A 17,302-nucleotide genomic window follows, 5' to 3' on the forward strand; every position below is an offset into this window, starting at 1 on the left:
GCCTAGCACTCAATCAGCCAGCAGGCGAGGCTACGACACGCACATCAATGCGGACAGTTTCGGAGACATAGGCGGCGCTCGCGTCAGAGGTCTGGCCGAGGTCGAGCGGCGTGCGCTCCACGGTCGTGTCGCCCGTCATCACCGTTGAGGCGCCGTCCTCTTCAAGCGTGAAGGCGAATGGCACGGTGACTTCGCTGCCCTTGATGGAGAGCGCCGCGTCGGCGGTATAGCCTGTGCCAGCTTCTTCGAAGCCGGTGAGCTGAACTGTGGCCTGCGGAAAGGCGGAGACGCCAAACCATTCGGCCGATTTGAGGCTGTCTGTGTAGAGCTTCTTCGGCGTGGCGGCCGAGCCAGTATTCACCGTGACGAGCACCTCTGAGGCAGCAAGATTATCCGCGTCGAAGTCGATATCGGCGTTCCAGTCGCTGAAGCTGCCCTCATAGGTCTGGCCTTCATGGGTGAATGTGAAAGCGATTGAGGACTGATCGTAATCGACCGTCCAGTTCGGCTCGACTGAGATCTCGCTCACATCGGCCGGGGCGTCGCCCGAGCCGTTTTCGTTTCCGCTGCTGGAGAAAAGCTGCGGGACGAAAGCGATAATCAGAAAGAGGGCGATGGCTGCGCCGAAAGCGGCGAAGAAGCCGCGCGGCGGAGGGCTTGGCCTGTCAGTCTTGCCGAAGAGGCCCGGCAGCATGCGTTTCAGCACGCCTTCTTCAGGTCCGAACTCATGCTTCAGGGCGCCGCCGACATGCAGGGCAAGCAGCGCGAAAGCGACATAGGCAAGCTTGGAGTGGATGTTGGAGATGATCGCATAGGCGGTTTCATTTTCCAGGAAGCCGACACCCGGGATATCCGGCCAGCTGAACAGGCCGAAGATCACGGTTGGAATATCGAAATCATAGGAAATCGAAACGGTGAGCCACCCGGTCAGCGGCATGATGACCATCAGGGCATAGAAGCCGATATGGACAGCATGGCTGGCCTTGCTCTCCCAAGGCTTCATGTCCGTGGGCAATGGAGGCGGCGGGTTCATCACCCGCCAGATGATCCGCGCAACTGTCAGGATCAGGATCGTGATGCCGACCGATTTGTGGAACTGGAACCAGGATTCCTTGCCGTCCATGTTCCAGCCAAGCCAGATCATGAACAGGATGCCTAATGCAATCGCCCAGTGAAGGGCGATTGCAACGGCGGAGTAGCGCGGTGATCGTGTCATGAAGACTTAATTGCCGTCTGTTTCGGCATCCGTCTCTGCGGCTTCTTGCTGCAGGAATTCGCCTGAGAACTCGACGACGACTTCATCAGAGATCATGCCCTGAAGAGCATCCTGACCGAACTCTGAGCGATTGATCGTCGTGACAGCATCGAAACCGATAATGTCACGGGTGCCAAACCAGGGCACATTGGCGACACCGTTGAAGGTGACATCGAGTGTGGCAGGCTGGGTTTGGCCGAGGAAGGTAAGGTCGCCCGTAACCGTTCCCGTCGTGTCGCCCGTGCGGGTCACTTCGGTGGAGGTAAAGGTGATTTCAGGATAGGCGCCAGCATTCATGAAGCCCTCATCCTGGGCCAGCGCTTCGGTCCAGCTGTCATGAGGGCTGTCCGGGTGGCCCGCCTTGTAGTCACCAGGGAAGTGCGTCCAGACCGAAGTCGGGTCGATGGTGAGCGTCAGGCTGGAGCTTGCTGGATCTGCAGCGTCGAAATCCAGCGTGCCGTCAAAGCTGGTAAAGCTGAGCGTGTACTCCGACAGGCCCATATGCATGACCTTGGCGGTCAGGAAGGCGTGCGTCGGTTCGATGGAATAGGTCGCGGTGGCGACTTCGGCCAGAACGCCTTCGCCAGCAGCGGCGTCGGTTTCGGTCTCTACGGTTTCAGTCGTCTCTGTTTCGGCGGTGCCGGACGTGTCCGTTTCGGCGCCGGAGCATGCCGCCAGAACCAGAAGGCTCGAAGCCGCAAGAAAGGTCGTTGTGAGTTTCATCTTGTATCAGCCCTGATTGTCTGGAGGTCTATTCGGTCTCGATGAATTCGCCGGAGAACTCGATCGCGACGTCATTCGAGATCACGCCTTGGAGCGCATCCATGCCGAATTCAGTCCGGTCGATAACGGTGCGGGCGGTGAAGCCGATCGTGTCGCGTTCGCCCATCCATGGCGGGTTTGCGACGCCGTTATATGTGACATCGAGCGTGACCGGGCGGGTTTCACCGCGGAAGCTGAGATCGCCGGTCACCGTGCCGGTGAAGTCGCCGGTCAGTTCGGCGCTCGTTGAGGTGAAGGTGATCTCGCCATACTCGTCGGCCTGCAGAAAGCGGTCGTCATTGGCGAGCGCTTCGTTCCAGCTTTCGAATTCACTGTTTGGGTGACCTGCCTTGTAATCGGCGGGATAATTGGATTCCAGCGCGGCTGGATTGATGGTCAGGTTCAGCGTCGAAGCGGTCGGGTCTTCGGAGTTGAAGTCGAGCGTCGCGTCGAAGTCGGTGAAGTAGACCGTGTAGGTCGAAATACCGTTATGGGTGACGTTGAATGTCAGGAAGGAATGGTTCGGGTCGAGCTGGTAGGTGGCATTGGCGACACCTTCCAGGGTTTGTTCTGCGAGTGCAGGTGCAGCGGTAAGCGCTGCGAGCACTGCTGTTGTTACGATACGGCGCATGGACGGACCTCCTCATACATGGTCAAGAATGCGTGCAGACTAAATATACTCGCCGTTCAACCTGACCAGTCCGGCTTTAGACCTTGTAGAGAATAGTACTTATCCGGGAGATGCATCATATGAGCTATCGGGCACCCGTTGAGGACATGGCTTTCGCCTTGAGGCAGCTTGCCGGAATCGGCCGCCTGGCGGGCGCGCACTTCGAAGCGTTCGACGATGAGCTGATCGATCCGATCCTCGAAGAGGCGGGAAAGCTTGCCAGTGATGTGCTGGCGCCGCTGAACCAGCCAGGCGATGAGCAGGGCGCGCAGCTGACGGGCGACGGGGTCGTCGCGCCGCACGGCTTTGCCGAGGCTTACCGCCAGTTTGCGGAAGGTGGCTGGATGGGGCTTGCCGCGCCTGTCGAATGGGGCGGGCAGGGCCTGCCACGTACGCTGTCGAATGCGGTGCTCGAAATGCTGCACGGGTCGAATATGAGTTTCGGTCTCTGCCCAATGCTGAGCGCAGGCGCGATCGAGGCACTGCTGGCGCATGGCGGCGAGGCAGAGAAGAAGAAATACCTGCCCAAGCTGATCTCTGGCGAGTGGACGGGCACGATGAACCTGACAGAGCCTCAGGCAGGCTCTGATGTCGGCGCGCTGAAGACCAAGGCCGTGCCGCAGGAAGATGGCTCCTACAAGATCTCCGGCCAGAAGATCTACATCACCTGGGGCGACCACGACATGACGGATAATATTATCCATCTCGTCCTCGCCCGCCTGCCGGATGCGCCGGAAGGCTCGCGCGGTATCTCGCTCTTTGTCGTGCCAAAAGTGCTGGTGAATGAGGATGGCTCGCTCGGTGAGCGCAACGCCGTCCAGTGTATCGGCCTTGAGAAGAAGATCGGCATTCATGCGAGCCCGACCTGCGTCATGGAATATGACGGCGCGACCGGCTGGCTGGTCGGTGAGGAGAATAAGGGCCTTGCCTGCATGTTCACGATGATGAATGCGGCGCGCCTCAATGTCGGGCTTGAAGGCGTCGGCGTCTCAGAAGCAGCGTACCAGACCGCCTATGCCTATGCGAATGAGCGCAAGCAGGGCAAAGTGGACGGCGTCGACGGGCCTGCACCCATCCTGCACCATGCTGACATTCGCCGCACACTGACGACGATGCGCGCCCACACGATGGCGGCGCGCGCCATCTGTTATGCTTGCGGGGTCGCCGCTGATCTTTCGGATGCCGCTGAAGACGAGGCGACCCGTGAGGCTGCGCGCCTGCGCGAGGAACTCCTGACGCCAATCGCAAAGGCTTGGTCGACTGATACCGGGGTCGAGATGGCGAGCCTTGGCGTGCAGATCCATGGCGGCATGGGCTTCATGAATGAGACGCTGGCCGCGCAGCTCTACCGCGATGCACGGATCGCCCCGATCTATGAAGGCACGAACGGCATTCAGGCCATCGACCTTGTCGGGCGCAAACTCTCCATGGCGGGCGGGCGTGCAATGAGCGACATGATCGACGAAGTGCGTGAAACGGCGCGCGCGGCGCGTGAGACGAATGACCCGCAGCTGGGGCACATTGCCGACAGGCTGGTCGCGGCCGCAGATGCGCTCGGCGAGGCGACCGACTGGATGAAAGCCGCCATGAAGGATGAGCGCGAGAAAGGCCTCTCTGGCGCCACGGCCTATCTGGAGCTTGCAGGCGATGTCATCGGCGGTCACTTCCTGACCAAGGGCGCGCTATCGGCGCGGGCGGACAATTCGGCGCTGCGGGGCCGGATGACGGCACTTGCAGGCTTCTTCGCCGAGACGTCGCTGGCCGAAGCACCGGGCCGCGTTTCAGGTATCACCAGAGGTGGCGATAGCTTCCTTGCCGAGAGTGAGGCCCTGTTCGGGCTGAGCTAGCCCTGCCAGCGGGAGATTAGCTCGTCTGGATCGGGGCGCGCGCGTTCCTGCGGGTCTGCAGTTGCCTTGCCGAGATAGAAGTAGCCAGCAATGCGCTCACGGCTTGAGAGGCCGAGCACCTGGTTGATGCATCTTGAAAAGCTGATCCATTCCGTCAGCCAGACACCGGCATAGCCAGCGGCATTGGCGCTGAGGAGCAGATTGTAGCCGAGTGCGCCGGCCGATAGTTCCTGTTCCCAGACGGGGGTCTTGTTGTCGTCCTTCGGGCTTGAAATCAGCACCACCACGCAGGGGGCACGCAGGGGCAGGGCCTTTGTGGCTTCGAGGTCTGCTTCGGAGGCAAACTCGTTTTCCTGCTTGTGGACCTCTGCCGCCTTTTCACCGAAGGCCATCCGTGCATCGCCTTCCAGCACGATGAACCGCCAGGGCGAGAGGCGCCGGTGATCTGGCACGCGCGTTGCCGCCGTAAGAATGGCGTCGAGCGTGTCAGGGTCTGGCCCCGGGCTACCGATGAAGGCCTTGTTGGCAGACCGGCGCAGCGCAAGGAATTCGCGGGCCGTCTCGCTTTCGCGCGTGGCCTGCATGGCGGTGCCCACCGATGGGGCGTCAGGAAAGAGCTTGGTCATGCCCAAGAAATAGGAGCGAGACGGCCGATTCAAACCTCGCCGGGCGGAAATAATAGCGCACTCTACAGCTCGAAGTGAACGGTGTTCACAAATTGAACGCCTATTGCTTAGTGACATGGGTTCGGCTAGGTTCCCACGGGTGCAGCTGAGGGTGGCGCGACATGCAGGATAGCGAGATTTCGCCAGCAGAGCGGCGCCGGTTGCGGGTACGCGGGGCGATACTGGACGCGGCCGAGAAAGTCTTCGCCGAAGAGGGCGAAGCCGGTCTTTCCATCCGCCGGATTGCCGATGAGATCGATTATTCACCAGCCGCCATCTACAAATATTTCAGCTCCAAGGACGACCTCGTCGATGAGCTGAAGGAATCCTTTTTCGGACGGCTTCTTGGCACGGTGCATGAGATCGCAGACCGGCGCGACCCGTTCAGCGTCCGCGCGCGTCGTTGCATGACGGGCTATGTCCGCGTCGCCATAGAGAAACCCCATCACTATGTAGCGGCTTTTTCCGGCGTGCGCCTGGACAGCGAAACTTCTTTCGACGCCCACAGCTTTGACGACACAAATAAGGGCCAGGCCTTCAGCGTGCTGACTGATATGGTCACTGAGGGCATCGAAAGCGGGTTTTTCCGCGCAGAGCTCGATCCGGTCAACACAGCCAAGTCCGTCTGGGCCTCCATTCACGGGCTCGCCATGATGATCGCTCATCTGCCTGACTTTCCGGCGACAGCGTCAATGCCGGGCGGCATGGATCAGGCTGAGTTCATCGATTTTCATTCCGACCTAATTGTCCGCAGCCTCGAGAAAACGAGTGGAGGTGCCGCATGAGCGACTATGAACGCACACCCCGGCCAAGCTTCCTGAAGGGCCTGCTTTTCATTGCGGTGATCGCCGTTGGCGTCGCGCTGCTTGCCATGTTTGTCCTAAGCCAACGCTCCAGCGAAGGGCCGCTCGTCATCAGCGAGAAGCCGACGCCGCTCGCCGTCGATGTGGTCGTGGCGGATGTGCAGTCATCGCTGGCGCTTGATGAGAAGTTCACCGGTATTGTCCAGCCGCGCCGTTCCAGTGACCTTGGTTTTGCCGATGGGGGCCGTATCGCTGCGCTGAACGTTGATGTTGGCGACCGGGTCACCGATGGGCAGATTCTGGCCGTGCTGGACACAAGGGCGCTTCGCTCGCAGCTGGCCTCGGCTGAGGCACGGGTGAATGAAGCGCGCGCCTCTCATGCCCTTGCGATGAATACGGTTGAGCGTCAGCAGACGCTGATGGCGCGTGGCCATGTCTCGCAACAGCGGGTTGATGAAGCGCTGGCGCAGGCTGCGACCGCTGATGCGCGGATCGAAGCGGCGAAAGCGCAGGCCGATACGCTGCGCGTACAGATCGACCTTGCGAGCATCACGGCGCCTTATCCCGGTGTGATTACCGCTCGCAATTATGATGAGGGCGCCATTGCCCCGCAGGGCGCGCCGGTCTTCGCGCTGGTGGAAACAGGGGCTCTCGAGGCGCGGATCGGTTTGCCCGCAAACCTTGCCTCCACGCTTGAGGCGGGACAGGTCTATACGCTGCAAAGCGATAATGGGCCGATTGATGCGCGGCTGCGCTCTGTCACGGGTGTCATTGAGGCCGGACAGCGGAGTGTAACGACGGTGTTCGATATCACGGATGCAGCCACCGCTTCTGTCGGGGCTGTCGTGCGCCTGTCTCTCTCGCGCGATGTTGAAGAGAACGGCTTGTGGTTGCCGGTGTCCGCGCTCGCTGAGGGCCAGCGCGGGCTCTGGTCTCTCTATATTGCCGTTCCGCAGGAAGGTGGCTGGGTTGCGCGTCCGGGACTGGTCGAAGTGGTCCAGAGCGATGGCGAGCGGGCCTTTGTCCGCGGTGCGATCTCCAATGGTGACCGCATAATTGTGGACGGGTTGCAGCGTGTTGCGCCCGGACAGGCGGTTGCGCCGCGTCCTGCGCCAATCGCTGCGTCGTATTCAGCCGAAGGCTAGGGGAGGGGGAAACCCGCGATGCGTACGCTTTTCTACCGGCTCCCGCGGCTCAGCATCCTCGCCGTTCTCGTTATTGTGGCTGGCGCGATCGGCTCTCTCCTGACGCTTGGACGGCAGGAAGATCCGACGCTGGTTGAACGCTTCGGCTATGTGCTGACCACACTGCCGGGTGCCGACGCCGAGCGTATTGAAGCGACGATCACTGACCCGATCGAAAGCGCGATCCGCGAACTGCCGGAAGTTGATGAAGTCCGGTCGAGCTCGCGCCAGAACGTCTCGCAGATCAATATCTCGATGGATGAAGGGCTGACTGAGGCTGAAGTCGACGATGCCTGGACGCTGGTGCGAGCAAAAGTGGATGGCGCACGCGCCAACCTTCCGCCGGGGACAAGCTTTCCACGCATTGAGCGCCAGTATGTCGGTGCGTCGACCATGCTTGTCTCGCTGGTCTGGAGCGGTGAAGGCGAGGCCGAGCTTGCCGTCATGTCGCGCTTTGCCCGCAACCTGTCAGACCGGTTCCAGAACCTGCCAGGCACGGAAGAGACAGAGATTTACGGTCTGCCGCGTGAGGAAGTGCGGGTGGTCATCGACCCTGACGCGCTGTCTGCTGCTGGCCTGAGCATGAGTGATGCCGCCCAGCTGGTCGCGGCATCGGATGCCAAGGCCCCCGCCGGTCAGGTGCGCGGCGACCGCGCCGATGTAGGTGTAGAGATTGGCGGCTCATTCGACGGGATTGCGCGGATCCGCTCAGTGCCACTGGTCCAACGCCCGGACGGCAGCGCCCTGCGGGTCGGTGATATAGCAGAGGTGCGAAAAGGCATTGAGGACCCGGCGACGGTGATGAACTTCACCAATGGCCAGCGCTCGATCGTGGTGAGCGCCTTCATCCAGCCCAATCAACGTGTCGACCAATGGGCCGAGCGTGCGCGTGCACTGGTGGCGGAGTTCGACGCGGCGTCCCCTGCGGCCATCGATGTCCAGCTCGTCTTTGACCAGAGCGAATATACGAATGCGCGCCTCAACGGTCTTGCGCAGAACCTCGCCTTCTCTTCGGTGATCGTTTTCCTTGCGCTGTTTCTGGTGATGGGGTGGCGGGCGGCTTTTGTCGTCGGCGCCGCGCTGCCGCTGACCATCGCGCTGGTCCTCATCCTGTTCAACGTCTTCGGCTACCCGCTGCACCAGATGTCGGTGACCGGCCTCGTCATCTCGCTCGGTCTTCTCATCGACAATGCGATCGTCGTTTATGACGAGTATGATCAGGAGCGCGCGCGTGGACATGGCATCATTGAAGCCATCGATATTGCGCTGTCGAAGCTGTTCGGCCCGCTTTTCGCCTCGACGCTGACGACAGCGCTGGCCTTCGCGCCGATTGCACTCATGCCCGGCGCGGCAGGTGAGTTCATCGGTATGCTCGGCGTCTCGGTGATCTTCTCGGTTATCGCATCTTTCGTTCTGTCGATGACGATCATTCCGTTCTTAGCGGGGCGCTTTGACCGCAAGCGCATCATCGGCGAGCGCAAGAACTGGCTGCGCGACGGGATTTCCATTGATGCGGTGACCGACGGCTATCGCTGGACGGTGGGCGCTGTGCTGAAGTTTCCGCCGCTTGGTCTCGCCATCGGCCTCGTCCCCGCCCTGATCGGCTTTGCGCTTGGCGGCAGCCTGCCGCTCCAGTTTTTCCCGCAGACCGAACGCGATCAGTTCCAGGTCGAAATCAGCCTGCCACCGACCGCGACGATCTATGAGGCCGAGCGCGCCGCCATGCGCGCGACAGAGCTTCTGCGCGAATATTCAGAGGTCGAGCTTGTCAATTTCACGCTCGGGGAGTCCGCGCCGCGCGTCTACTACAATGCGTTCAACAATACGCAGGGCGTACCGGGCTTTGCGGCAGGCTGGGTGCAGCTGACCGATAATCTTTCGACGCGCCGTCTCGTTCGCCGGATACAGGACGATCTGCGGATGGAGTTTCCGGGCGCGCAGTTCCTGGCGCTGCCGTTCGAGCAAGGGCCGCCCGTGCCTGCGCCAATCGAGTTCTACATTCGCGGCGACAGCCTTGAAACGCTGAACCGTCTTGGCAACGAGACGCGGCGGGTCCTGTCTGCGACGCCGGGCGTCACCTATACGCAGGCGAGCCTGCAGCTTGGTGCCCCGACGGTTACGATCCGGGCTGATGAAGCCGCGACGGCGATGACCGGAGAGCGGCTGGCCGGTCTCGCGCAGGATGTTCGCGCCGAGCTGGAAGGCGTGCCGGCCGGGTCGATCCTGGAAGGCATCGAGGAAATCCCGGTTCGCGTGATCGCGCCGCAAGCGCGCCGGTCGCAGCTTTCAGACCTTCGCGCCATGTCGGTCGGCACCAATGCTGGCCGCGAGGGGGCGCCGCTGGCGACGCTCGGTGAGATGACGCTCGACCCTCAAACCGCAGTAATTACGAGGTTTGACGGGCGGCGGGTGAACCAGATCTTCGGTTTCACCGAGCCCTTCTCATTGCCGTCGCCTGTGCTGGAGAGTTTTCAGGAGCTGCTGGAAGCTTCCGATTTCGAGACGCCGCCCGGCTATGACATTCTCATAGGCGGAGAAGCGGAAACGCGGGCCGAGGCGACGACCAATCTTCTGTCGCTCGCCGTGCCACTCATTATCATCATGGCGGGCGCCGTGACGCTGGTGTTCAACTCCTTCCGGCTGTCGATGCTGATCCTGCTGACGGGTTTCCTGTCTGTCGGGCTCGCCTTTGGCGGGGTGTGGATGTTCAATCTGCCGCTGGGATTTAACGCGATCGTCGGCTCGCTTGGCCTGCTTGGCATTTCGATCAACAGTTCGATTGTGGTGCTGTCCTTGCTGCAGGGGAACGCGGCGGCGCGTGCCGACAATGTCCTTGCCCAGCGTGAAATCGTCGTCGATGCAACGCGCCATATCGTGGCGACCACGCTGACAACGATGGGCGGCTTCGTGCCGATCATCCTCACGGGCGATGTGTTCTGGCTGCCGCTGGCCACCGCGATTGCGGGCGGCGTGGCAGGCTCAGCGCTACTGGCGCTTTACTTCACGCCGGCGGCCTACAGGCTGATGACGATGAAGCCCGGACGGCGCCTGTTTGCGCGCCTGAGAGGGCGGCGCTACGACCCGTCCTTGCAGGCTTCGCAGGCAGAATGAATGCATCCGGCGTAACCTGCTGCTTACTTTTGCGGGGATAATCGCGGTCTGAACTGAGGTTACGGCTACAACGAAACTGAGCGCTGCAAGCATGTCATCGGAACAGGCACTCGATCTTTCTGAAATGGACCCGGCAGAATGGCGGGTGCTGGTGAATGAGGTTGTTTATGGCCCGTACACGCTGGGCCAGATGGTTGGCTTTATCGCTGAAAAGCGAGTTGGCCCGGGCACGCAGGTCGCCGAAGGCGATGGCGGGGCGTTCCTGCCAGCCCAGCAGCACCACCCGCTAATCGCTCATCTGAAAGAAGCGCTTCGCCCATCCGGTCAGCAGGAAGCGGTGGAGGAAGTCTCCAACTACCTCATCATCGCCAAGCTGACAGGGACAGGCGAAATCCAGCTCGTCAGCGTGCTGAACCGCCTTGGCAAGTTTGCCGAGATCATGCCGGGCGTCTGGGCGCTGCGGTCGAGTGTGAAGCAGGCGCGGCTGCGCGATCAGCTGAACCAGACGGTGACCTCTGCCGATCAGGTCATGATTGCCAATGCCTCTACAGGCCGGCTCGCCTGGCTCAATCTCGGGCCAGAGGCCGACGTCCACATCCGCAGGGTGTGGAACGCCGATCTCGACTAGGCAGGTTCTGCGACCTCAGCTGGGGCCGGGGCGGAGAGGCCCCGGATCATGTCAGCGGCCTTTTCCGCGACCATGATTGTCGGCGCATTCGTATTCCCGCTAACCAGCGTTGGCATCACGGACGCATCGACGACGCGAAGGCCTTCGATACCGCGCACGCGAAGTTCACCGTCGAGCGGGGCGGCATCATCGACACCCATGCGGACTGTGCCGACCGGGTGATAGATGGTCTCGCCGGATTTGCGGATGAAGGCGTCGATCTCTGCATCGGTGCGCACATCCTGGCCGGGCATGATCTCTTCACCGCGCAGGGCATCGAAGGCATTCTGGCCTGCAATCTCTCGGCAGATCTTGACGCCTTCGCGCATGGCGCGGCGGTCTTCTTCGGTGGCGAGATAGTTCGGGTCGATCAGCGGATGATCGAACGGGTCGGCGCTGGCGAGGGTCACGCTGCCGCGGCTTTCGGGGCGAAGTTGGCAGGCATGGATGGTAAAGCCATCCGCTTTCACTTGCGTGCGGGCATGATCGATCATGATGGCGTTTACGAAGTGAAGCTGCAGGTCAGGCCGGTCGAGGCCTTCGCGCGATTTCAGGAAGCCGCCCGCCTGCAGGAAGTTGTCGCGGCCAGCACCCTGCTTGCGCAACAGATAGTTGAGACCGACGGCGATCTTCTTGAGACCCGCCTGACGCGAATAGGCAGACAGTTTCTGGGTCATCTTGTGAATGACGGTGACGTCGAGATGGTCCTGCAGGTTCTCACCAATCCCGGGCATGTCCTGCACGACGTCGATAGAGTGTTTGCGAAGTTCAGCGGCCGGGCCGAGGCCTGAGAGCTTCAGGATCTGCGGCGACTGGACGGCACCTGCGCAGATGAGCACTTCGCGGTCCGCGCGCACGAGTGTCGGTTCAGCGCCGCGACCGGATAGCGTTTCGACGCCAATGGCGCGCTTGCCCTCAAACCGGATCTTCGAGACGAGCGCAGTCGACATGACGGTAAGGTTTGGCCTGTCTTTCAGGACAGGATGGAGGAAGGCACGCGCCGTGCTCCAGCGTTCGCCGTCATTGATGGTGCGCTGATAGGGGCCGACGCCTTCCTGCTGTGCCCCGTTGAAGTCTGGCGTATAGGGGTAGCCTGCCTGCTCACCGGATTTGATGAAGCTGTCATAGGCCACGGAGTCGAGAGGGCTGTCCTCTACGACGAGCGGGCCGTCCTGGCCGTGAAAGGTCTCATCCTTGCCGCGATAGCCTTCAGAGCGGCGGAAATAGGGGAGAACGTCAGCATAGCTCCAGCCAGTGAGGCCGGACTGGCGCCACTGGTCGTAATCGCGCGCATGGCCGCGGATATAGACCATACCATTGATGGAAGATGAGCCGCCCCAGCCCTTGCCGCGCGGCCACCAGAGCTTGCGACCGTCCATATGCTTCTGGGCTTCTGTGTAGAAGCCCCAATTGTGAGGGCCTGCATCCTTGATCAGGCCGCCGACGCCTGCCGGCATGCGGATCATCAGGCTCTTGTCCTGACCGCCAGCTTCAACGAGGCAGACATTTACGTCTGGATCGGCGCTGAGGCGGTTTGCGAGCACACATCCGGCGCTGCCTGCGCCGACGATCACATAGTCGAAGTTTGCAGTTTCTGGCATTTGATTTCTCCCTTGGCGGGGAGGTTTCCTGATTGTTGACGGCGGTGTCAACTTTTGATCGGCCATCAACCATTTGTGAACATAGGTTTCTTAACATCGGGGATGGACCGGCAACTGATCTTTGCCAGGGTCCGTCAGGCAGGAGGCCGCATGGAAGCCGTCAAACCAAGGGCAGCAGGACTGCGCCCAGCGCTCGACCTTCGCAAAGACAGGCGCCGCAACAGGCGCGTCAACGTCCAGCTGAATGGCCGCTTCCTTGCTGAAAGCGGCGATGACCACACGCTCCTGACAGAGAATATTTCGTGCGGCGGCGCTGCCTTCATGTCTCGCCAGAAGCCCGCGATCGGTAGCCGTGTCGTCTGTTACCTTGATGATCTCGGCCGCATCGAAACCGATGTCGTGCGCCATACTGATGCGGGATTTGCCGTCCAGTTCAGCGTGACCATGCGCAAGAAGGAAAAGATCGCCGACCGGCTGACCTGGCTTGCGAACGTAAAGGCGTTGGGGCTGACAGATGAGCGCGAGGCCCCGCGCTATGCCTCAGGTGGACCGGCGCTGGTGACCCGCGCGGATGGCCGTGTCCTGCAATGCCGGACGATCGATATCTCGCTGTCTGGTGCTGCTTTCGAGACCGATGGCCCTGCGCCTTTCGTCGGCGAGCGCGTGACGGTAGGCAATCTCGTCGGTGAGGTCGTGCGTACGCTGCGAAACGGGTTTGCCATCCGTTATGTCGGCAAGCAGGACGGCGGCTGAACGCTGCGCGAGCCTTGAAGCATCAGCTCAGGCGATCCATCTGCACAAAAAGACGCAAGGCTTGAAGGATAAGGCCCATGGTCGATAATCCAGACATTGGCGCACCGCCGCCACCATGGCGCAGACTGCGCTTCGAAGCGAAAGCTGCGGCTGCCGATGAGCCGACGCTTGCGAGCTATATCGATGCAGCGATCCTGTCGCATGACACGATCTGTCAGGCGCTGTCCTTTCATCTGGCAGAGAAGCTAGCGGGGCCTGAGATCGGTGCGCAGCAGGTGCGCCACGTCATCGCGCATTGCTATGACGAGAACCACTGGATGATCGAAGCGGCCGAGCGCGACCTTCAGGCTGTTCTCGAGCGCGACCCTGCCTGCCGCGGCCTGCTGCAGCCTTTCCTGTTCTTCAAAGGGTTTCTGGCCCTGCAGACCCAGCGCGTTGCAAACCGCCTGTGGCGCGATGGCCGTGAGACGCTGGCCTTCCATTTCCAGTCACGCGCCAGCGAGCGTTTCGGCGTCGACATCCACCCCGCTGTGAAGATGGGCACCGGTGTCATGCTGGACCACGCAACGAACATTACCATCGGTGAGACGGCCGTGGTCGGCGACGACTGCTCTATTCTGCAAGGCGTCACGCTTGGCGGTACCGGCAAGGAAGTCGGAGACCGTCATCCCAAGATTGGCCGCGGTGTTCTGGTGTCTGTCGGTGCCAAGGTTCTCGGCAATATCCAGGTCGGCGATGAAGCCAAGATTGCTGCGGGCAGTGTCGTCCTGAAAGACGTTGCGCCGCGCACCACGGTGGCGGGCGTACCGGCCCGTGTTGTCGGCGGCGGCGGAGAAGCCCCAGCCAGGAATATGGACCAGACGCTTCCTGAATCCTCCTAGGCAGCTGGATATCGGCACAAGACTCGCATAGAACATCCCGTAAGGGCACAGGGGTGGTTTCTCATGCTTAGATTGCTTGGCGGGTTTTCAATCGCCTCCACGAAGATTGTCGCGACCTTCTTCATGGTCATCATACTGATGCTGCTGGGCATCGTTTTCTTCCCGCGCCAGCTCAATCAGATCAATGATGTCGCCAACTGGATCGCGAATATCGACTTCGTGCGCAATCCTGACATTCCCCAGACTGCGGTCGCCGTTTTTCGTAATTTCGTGAATGAAACCACGATCTTCGGCATTCTGATGACGCTGATTGCGCGTGCGTTTGTCGAGTTCATTTTCTGGCTCTGCGCTATTCTCTGGCGGGTCGCGAACCCGCGCGAAGATGAGGATGGTTTCAAGCGCCGCAGCTTCGACCCCAGCGAAGACGTCCCGCCGACCTATTCACGCAACTGAAGAAAAGGCGCGTTCAGCCGTTTCAGCGCTTCGCCAATTGATATAGCTCTCTGCGCGAATACAGGAGACGATGATGAGCGAAGATCTGAAGAAGAACGAAACCCAGCTGCTCGAAGCCTATCTCAAAGGCAAGCTGAACCCGGACATCCGCCTTGTTAGCCGGTCGCAGACCGATGATTCCGTCGAAGTCTATCTCGGCTCGGAGTTCATCGCGGTGATCTACAAGGACGTCGATGAAGGCGAGACATCCTACCAGTTCCAGATGACGGTCCTTTCAGAGGATCTGGGCGACTGAGCCCCCCGCTGCTATCTGCCGACCGCCTCAGCAAGAGATTTGGTGAGACGGTCGTGGTGGATGGCGTCAGCCTCGATCTGGCCGCAGGCGAAACGCTCGCCCTGATCGGCCATTCGGGGTGTGGAAAGACCACGACACTGAAAATGCTGAACCGGCTGGTAGAGCCGGACGCGGGCGAAGTCTGGCTTGGCGGAACACGCGCCCATGACATGCCTGCGCATGAATGGCGCCGCCGGATCGGCTTCGTTATCCAGAGTGCGGGGCTTTTCCCGCACCGCAGCGTGGCAGAAAATGTTCTCGTCACGCCCCGCCTCCTCGGCTGGGATGGGGCGCGCCAGAAGAAAAAGCTAGATGAGCTTCTCTCCATGGTCGGCCTTCCCGCCGAGCGATATGCAGAGCGCTATCCGACGGCGCTGTCGGGCGGTGAGCGTCAGAGGGTAGGTCTTGCGCGCGCCCTTGCCGGTGAGCCTGAAATCATCCTGATGGATGAGCCATTTGCGGCCCTCGACCCGATCACGCGAACCAGCCTCATCGACGATATGGTGCGCCTGAAGAAAGAGCTCGGCTTTGCCTCTGTGCTGGTGACGCATGATTTTGCAGAGGCGCTGCGCCTCAGCGACCGCGTGGCCGTCATGGATGGTGGGCAGATCGTGCAGAAGGGCACGCCTGCAGAACTGATCGCAAATCCCGCGACGGATACGGTTCGCGACCTGTTGGCCGCGCCGCGTCGGCTGGCTGAAACGGTCGGGCGCGCCTTTGCCGGGCAAGAGACATGAGCGGCTTCCTGGCAGAAGAGCTTGCCGCGTTCCCGGCCAACTATTCGGGCCACCTGAAGCTTGCGCTTGGCGCACTCGCAACGGGTCTTCTGGTGTCGATCCCGGCCGGCATCCTCGCTGCGCGTCAGAAATATGTGGCAGGTCCCGCGCTCGCCACCGCGAGCGTGATCCAGACGATACCGGGCATCGCGCTTCTGGCGCTCATGGTGCCGCTGATGGGCGGGATGATCGGCTTCTGGCCAGCTTTCGTTGCGCTCTCGCTTTATTCCATTCTGCCGATGCTTCGGAACACGATTGTCGGGCTGCGCGGTGTGGATGAAGACGTGCGTGAGGCAGCCTTGGCGGTCGGGATGACGGCGCGCCAGCGCCTGCGCGAAGTGGATCTGCCTCTGGCGGCGCCAGTTATTGTTGCAGGTTTGCGTACCGCATCAGCCTGGGTGGTCGGGACGGCGACCCTCTCGACGCCGGTCGGGGCGCGCAGCCTCGGCAATTATATCTTTCAGGGTCTGCAGACCCGTAACTGGACAGCGGTGCTGTTCGGATGCCTCGTCTCAGCTGCGCTGGCGCTCGCGCTGGACCAGATCATCGCGCAGTTCGAGAAATCTGCGAGCGAGCGCAAGCGCTCACATGCGATTGCCGGGGTGGTGGGCCTCGTCCTCATCATCCTTCCGGCGCTGCTTGTCCTCAGTCCACAGCGCGCTGGGCCAGCTTCGTCCTCTTCGCCTGCTGCCGAGGTCGCTGACAGCGGCAATGCCCTGCCGCTTGAAGGGCAAACGATAACTGTCGCCAGCAAGGGGTTTACCGAGCAATACATCCTCGCCGACCTGTTGCGCCGGACTCTTGAAGCGCAGGGCGCTGAGGTCCGTATCCGGGAAGGTCTCGGAACAACGGTGGCCTTCGACGCGCTCGCGGCGAACTCGGTCGATATCTATGTCGACTACACGGGGACTGTCTGGGCGAGCCTGATGGGGCGGGAAGAACCCGCCCAGCGCGCCGACATGTATGCACAGGTTTCAGCCTGGCTGCTGGAAGAGCACGGCGTTCTCAGCGCCGGAAAGCTGGGTTTTGAGAATGCCTACGCGTTCGCGACCAGTCCCGAGACAGCCGAGACGTATGATCTTGAGACAATCGGGGACCTGCCGGGCACGCCGCTATCGATAGCGAGCGATCCTGAATTCTTTGGCCGCCCTGAATGGACGCGGACGCGGGACACATACGGGCTCGAGAGCCTTTCTCCGCGAAGCATGGATTCGGCTTTCATGTATGATGCGGTCCGGCGCGGCGAGGTCGGTCTGATCACGGCCTACACAACTGATGGCCGTATCGACGCTTTCAATCTTGTCCTGCTGGAGGACACTTTTTCGGTGTTGCCGCCTTATGACGCCTTCATGCTGGTTGGGCCTGAAGCGCGCGAAAACACGGCGCTTCTGAATGTTCTCGGCTCGCTGGAAGGTGAGATCTCGACAGCGCTGATGCGCAAGGCAAACTCACGTGTCGATCTGGAACGCCAGAGCACGACAGAGGCTGGCGCGTGGCTGTACGAGCAGATATTCCCGGCGGACTAAAGACGCACAAGAAA

The 17,302-nt window shown here is 61.3% G+C and carries 16 protein-coding genes; 11 read left to right on the forward strand and 5 right to left on the reverse strand.

All coding sequences use genetic code 11. The annotated features are described in order from the left end of the window. Positions 1–13 precede the first annotated feature (13 nt). From KUV46_10015 to KUV46_10025, 3 genes are read right to left on the reverse strand one after another with little or no spacing between them, the layout of a single operon-like run. Positions 14–1,216: a cytochrome b/b6 domain-containing protein gene (locus tag KUV46_10015; GenBank protein ID QYI99687.1), complete on the reverse strand. Its 1,203-nt coding sequence runs from the start codon at positions 1,214–1,216 to the stop codon at positions 14–16. Between the two features lie 6 nt (positions 1,217–1,222). Continuing rightward, complete coding sequence (locus tag KUV46_10020) at positions 1,223–1,978, reverse strand: YceI family protein (GenBank protein ID QYI99688.1); 756 nt, start codon at positions 1,976–1,978, stop codon at positions 1,223–1,225. Between the two features lie 28 nt (positions 1,979–2,006). After that, positions 2,007–2,648, reverse strand: a complete 642-nt coding sequence (locus KUV46_10025; protein ID QYI99689.1) for a YceI family protein — start codon at positions 2,646–2,648, stop codon at positions 2,007–2,009. 119 nt (positions 2,649–2,767) lie between these two features. Here KUV46_10025 and KUV46_10030 point away from each other — a divergent pair, with 119 nt between their 5' ends. After that, on the forward strand, positions 2,768–4,534 hold the full coding sequence (locus tag KUV46_10030) for an acyl-CoA dehydrogenase (protein QYI99690.1): 1,767 nt from the start codon (positions 2,768–2,770) through the stop codon (positions 4,532–4,534). On the opposite strand, the gene KUV46_10035 is transcribed toward KUV46_10030, so the two are convergent. Further along, complete coding sequence (locus KUV46_10035) at positions 4,531–5,160, reverse strand: nitroreductase (GenBank protein QYI99691.1); 630 nt, start codon at positions 5,158–5,160, stop codon at positions 4,531–4,533. The genes KUV46_10030 and KUV46_10035 overlap by 4 nt on opposite strands. A gap of 161 nt (positions 5,161–5,321) precedes the next feature. On the opposite strand from KUV46_10035, the gene KUV46_10040 reads away from it, so the two are divergent. The 4 genes from KUV46_10040 (at position 5,322) to KUV46_10055 (ending at position 10,925) form a co-directional block, all read left to right on the forward strand. Continuing rightward, complete coding sequence (locus KUV46_10040) at positions 5,322–5,984, forward strand: TetR/AcrR family transcriptional regulator (protein ID QYI99692.1); 663 nt, start codon at positions 5,322–5,324, stop codon at positions 5,982–5,984. Beyond that, the gene (locus tag KUV46_10045; GenBank protein QYI99693.1) at positions 5,981–7,147 is read left to right on the forward strand and encodes an efflux RND transporter periplasmic adaptor subunit; all 1,167 of its coding nucleotides are present in this window, start codon (positions 5,981–5,983) and stop codon (positions 7,145–7,147) included. Before KUV46_10040 ends, KUV46_10045 begins: the two co-directional genes overlap by 4 nt. 18 nt (positions 7,148–7,165) lie before the next feature. After that, positions 7,166–10,297 (forward strand): efflux RND transporter permease subunit, encoded by a 3,132-nt coding sequence (locus KUV46_10050; protein ID QYI99694.1) that lies wholly within the window; start codon positions 7,166–7,168, stop codon positions 10,295–10,297. Positions 10,298–10,388: 91 nt separating this feature from the next. Then, positions 10,389–10,925 (forward strand): hypothetical protein, encoded by a 537-nt coding sequence (locus KUV46_10055; protein ID QYI99695.1) that lies wholly within the window; start codon positions 10,389–10,391, stop codon positions 10,923–10,925. On the opposite strand, the gene KUV46_10060 is transcribed toward KUV46_10055, so the two are convergent. Then, positions 10,922–12,565 carry a choline dehydrogenase gene (locus tag KUV46_10060; protein ID QYI99696.1) on the reverse strand — a complete coding sequence of 548 codons (1,644 nt, stop codon included), beginning with the start codon at positions 12,563–12,565 and terminating at the stop codon, positions 10,922–10,924. The two genes, KUV46_10055 and KUV46_10060, sit on opposite strands and share 4 nt — an antisense overlap. Before the next feature lie 150 nt (positions 12,566–12,715). On the opposite strand from KUV46_10060, the gene KUV46_10065 reads away from it, so the two are divergent. From KUV46_10065 to KUV46_10090, 6 genes are all read left to right on the forward strand, one after another. Further along, the gene (locus KUV46_10065; protein QYI99697.1) at positions 12,716–13,318 is read left to right on the forward strand and encodes a PilZ domain-containing protein; all 603 of its coding nucleotides are present in this window, start codon (positions 12,716–12,718) and stop codon (positions 13,316–13,318) included. Positions 13,319–13,395: 77 nt separating this feature from the next. Continuing rightward, positions 13,396–14,199 carry a serine O-acetyltransferase gene (gene cysE, locus KUV46_10070; protein QYI99698.1) on the forward strand — a complete coding sequence of 268 codons (804 nt, stop codon included), beginning with the start codon at positions 13,396–13,398 and terminating at the stop codon, positions 14,197–14,199. 63 nt (positions 14,200–14,262) lie between these two features. Beyond that, positions 14,263–14,652 (forward strand): hypothetical protein, encoded by a 390-nt coding sequence (locus KUV46_10075; protein ID QYI99699.1) that lies wholly within the window; start codon positions 14,263–14,265, stop codon positions 14,650–14,652. A gap of 73 nt (positions 14,653–14,725) precedes the next feature. After that, positions 14,726–14,947: a DUF3126 family protein gene (locus KUV46_10080; protein QYI99700.1), complete on the forward strand. Its 222-nt coding sequence runs from the start codon at positions 14,726–14,728 to the stop codon at positions 14,945–14,947. A gap of 53 nt (positions 14,948–15,000) precedes the next feature. After that, positions 15,001–15,723: an ATP-binding cassette domain-containing protein gene (locus KUV46_10085; GenBank protein ID QYI99701.1), complete on the forward strand. Its 723-nt coding sequence runs from the start codon at positions 15,001–15,003 to the stop codon at positions 15,721–15,723. Further along, on the forward strand, positions 15,720–17,288 hold the full coding sequence (locus KUV46_10090) for an ABC transporter permease/substrate-binding protein (GenBank protein QYI99702.1): 1,569 nt from the start codon (positions 15,720–15,722) through the stop codon (positions 17,286–17,288). The genes KUV46_10085 and KUV46_10090 overlap by 4 nt, the downstream gene beginning before the upstream one ends. The last annotated feature ends 14 nt before the right edge of the window (positions 17,289–17,302 follow it).

It is taken from the genome of Thalassovita mediterranea (assembly GCA_019448215.1).
Lineage (GTDB): Bacteria > Pseudomonadota > Alphaproteobacteria > Caulobacterales > Hyphomonadaceae > Henriciella.

Excerpts from the sequence above, each read along its gene's own strand:
- KUV46_10060 (QYI99696.1), bottom strand. The coding sequence starts at position 12,565 with ATGCCAGAAACTGCAAACTTCGACTATGTGATCGTCGGCGCAGGCAGC.
- KUV46_10030 (QYI99690.1), top strand. The coding sequence starts at position 2,768 with ATGAGCTATCGGGCACCCGTTGAGGACATGGCTTTCGCCTTGAGGCAG.
- KUV46_10055 (QYI99695.1), top strand. The coding sequence starts at position 10,389 with ATGTCATCGGAACAGGCACTCGATCTTTCTGAAATGGACCCGGCAGAA.
- KUV46_10025 (QYI99689.1), bottom strand. The coding sequence starts at position 2,648 with ATGCGCCGTATCGTAACAACAGCAGTGCTCGCAGCGCTTACCGCTGCA.
- KUV46_10065 (QYI99697.1), top strand. The coding sequence starts at position 12,716 with ATGGAAGCCGTCAAACCAAGGGCAGCAGGACTGCGCCCAGCGCTCGAC.
- KUV46_10050 (QYI99694.1), top strand. The coding sequence starts at position 7,166 with ATGCGTACGCTTTTCTACCGGCTCCCGCGGCTCAGCATCCTCGCCGTT.
- KUV46_10090 (QYI99702.1), top strand. The coding sequence starts at position 15,720 with ATGAGCGGCTTCCTGGCAGAAGAGCTTGCCGCGTTCCCGGCCAACTAT.
- KUV46_10080 (QYI99700.1), top strand. The coding sequence starts at position 14,726 with ATGAGCGAAGATCTGAAGAAGAACGAAACCCAGCTGCTCGAAGCCTAT.
- KUV46_10020 (QYI99688.1), bottom strand. The coding sequence starts at position 1,978 with ATGAAACTCACAACGACCTTTCTTGCGGCTTCGAGCCTTCTGGTTCTG.
- KUV46_10040 (QYI99692.1), top strand. The coding sequence starts at position 5,322 with ATGCAGGATAGCGAGATTTCGCCAGCAGAGCGGCGCCGGTTGCGGGTA.
- KUV46_10015 (QYI99687.1), bottom strand. The coding sequence starts at position 1,216 with ATGACACGATCACCGCGCTACTCCGCCGTTGCAATCGCCCTTCACTGG.
- cysE (QYI99698.1), top strand. The coding sequence starts at position 13,396 with ATGGTCGATAATCCAGACATTGGCGCACCGCCGCCACCATGGCGCAGA.
- KUV46_10045 (QYI99693.1), top strand. The coding sequence starts at position 5,981 with ATGAGCGACTATGAACGCACACCCCGGCCAAGCTTCCTGAAGGGCCTG.
- KUV46_10035 (QYI99691.1), bottom strand. The coding sequence starts at position 5,160 with ATGACCAAGCTCTTTCCTGACGCCCCATCGGTGGGCACCGCCATGCAG.
- KUV46_10075 (QYI99699.1), top strand. The coding sequence starts at position 14,263 with ATGCTTAGATTGCTTGGCGGGTTTTCAATCGCCTCCACGAAGATTGTC.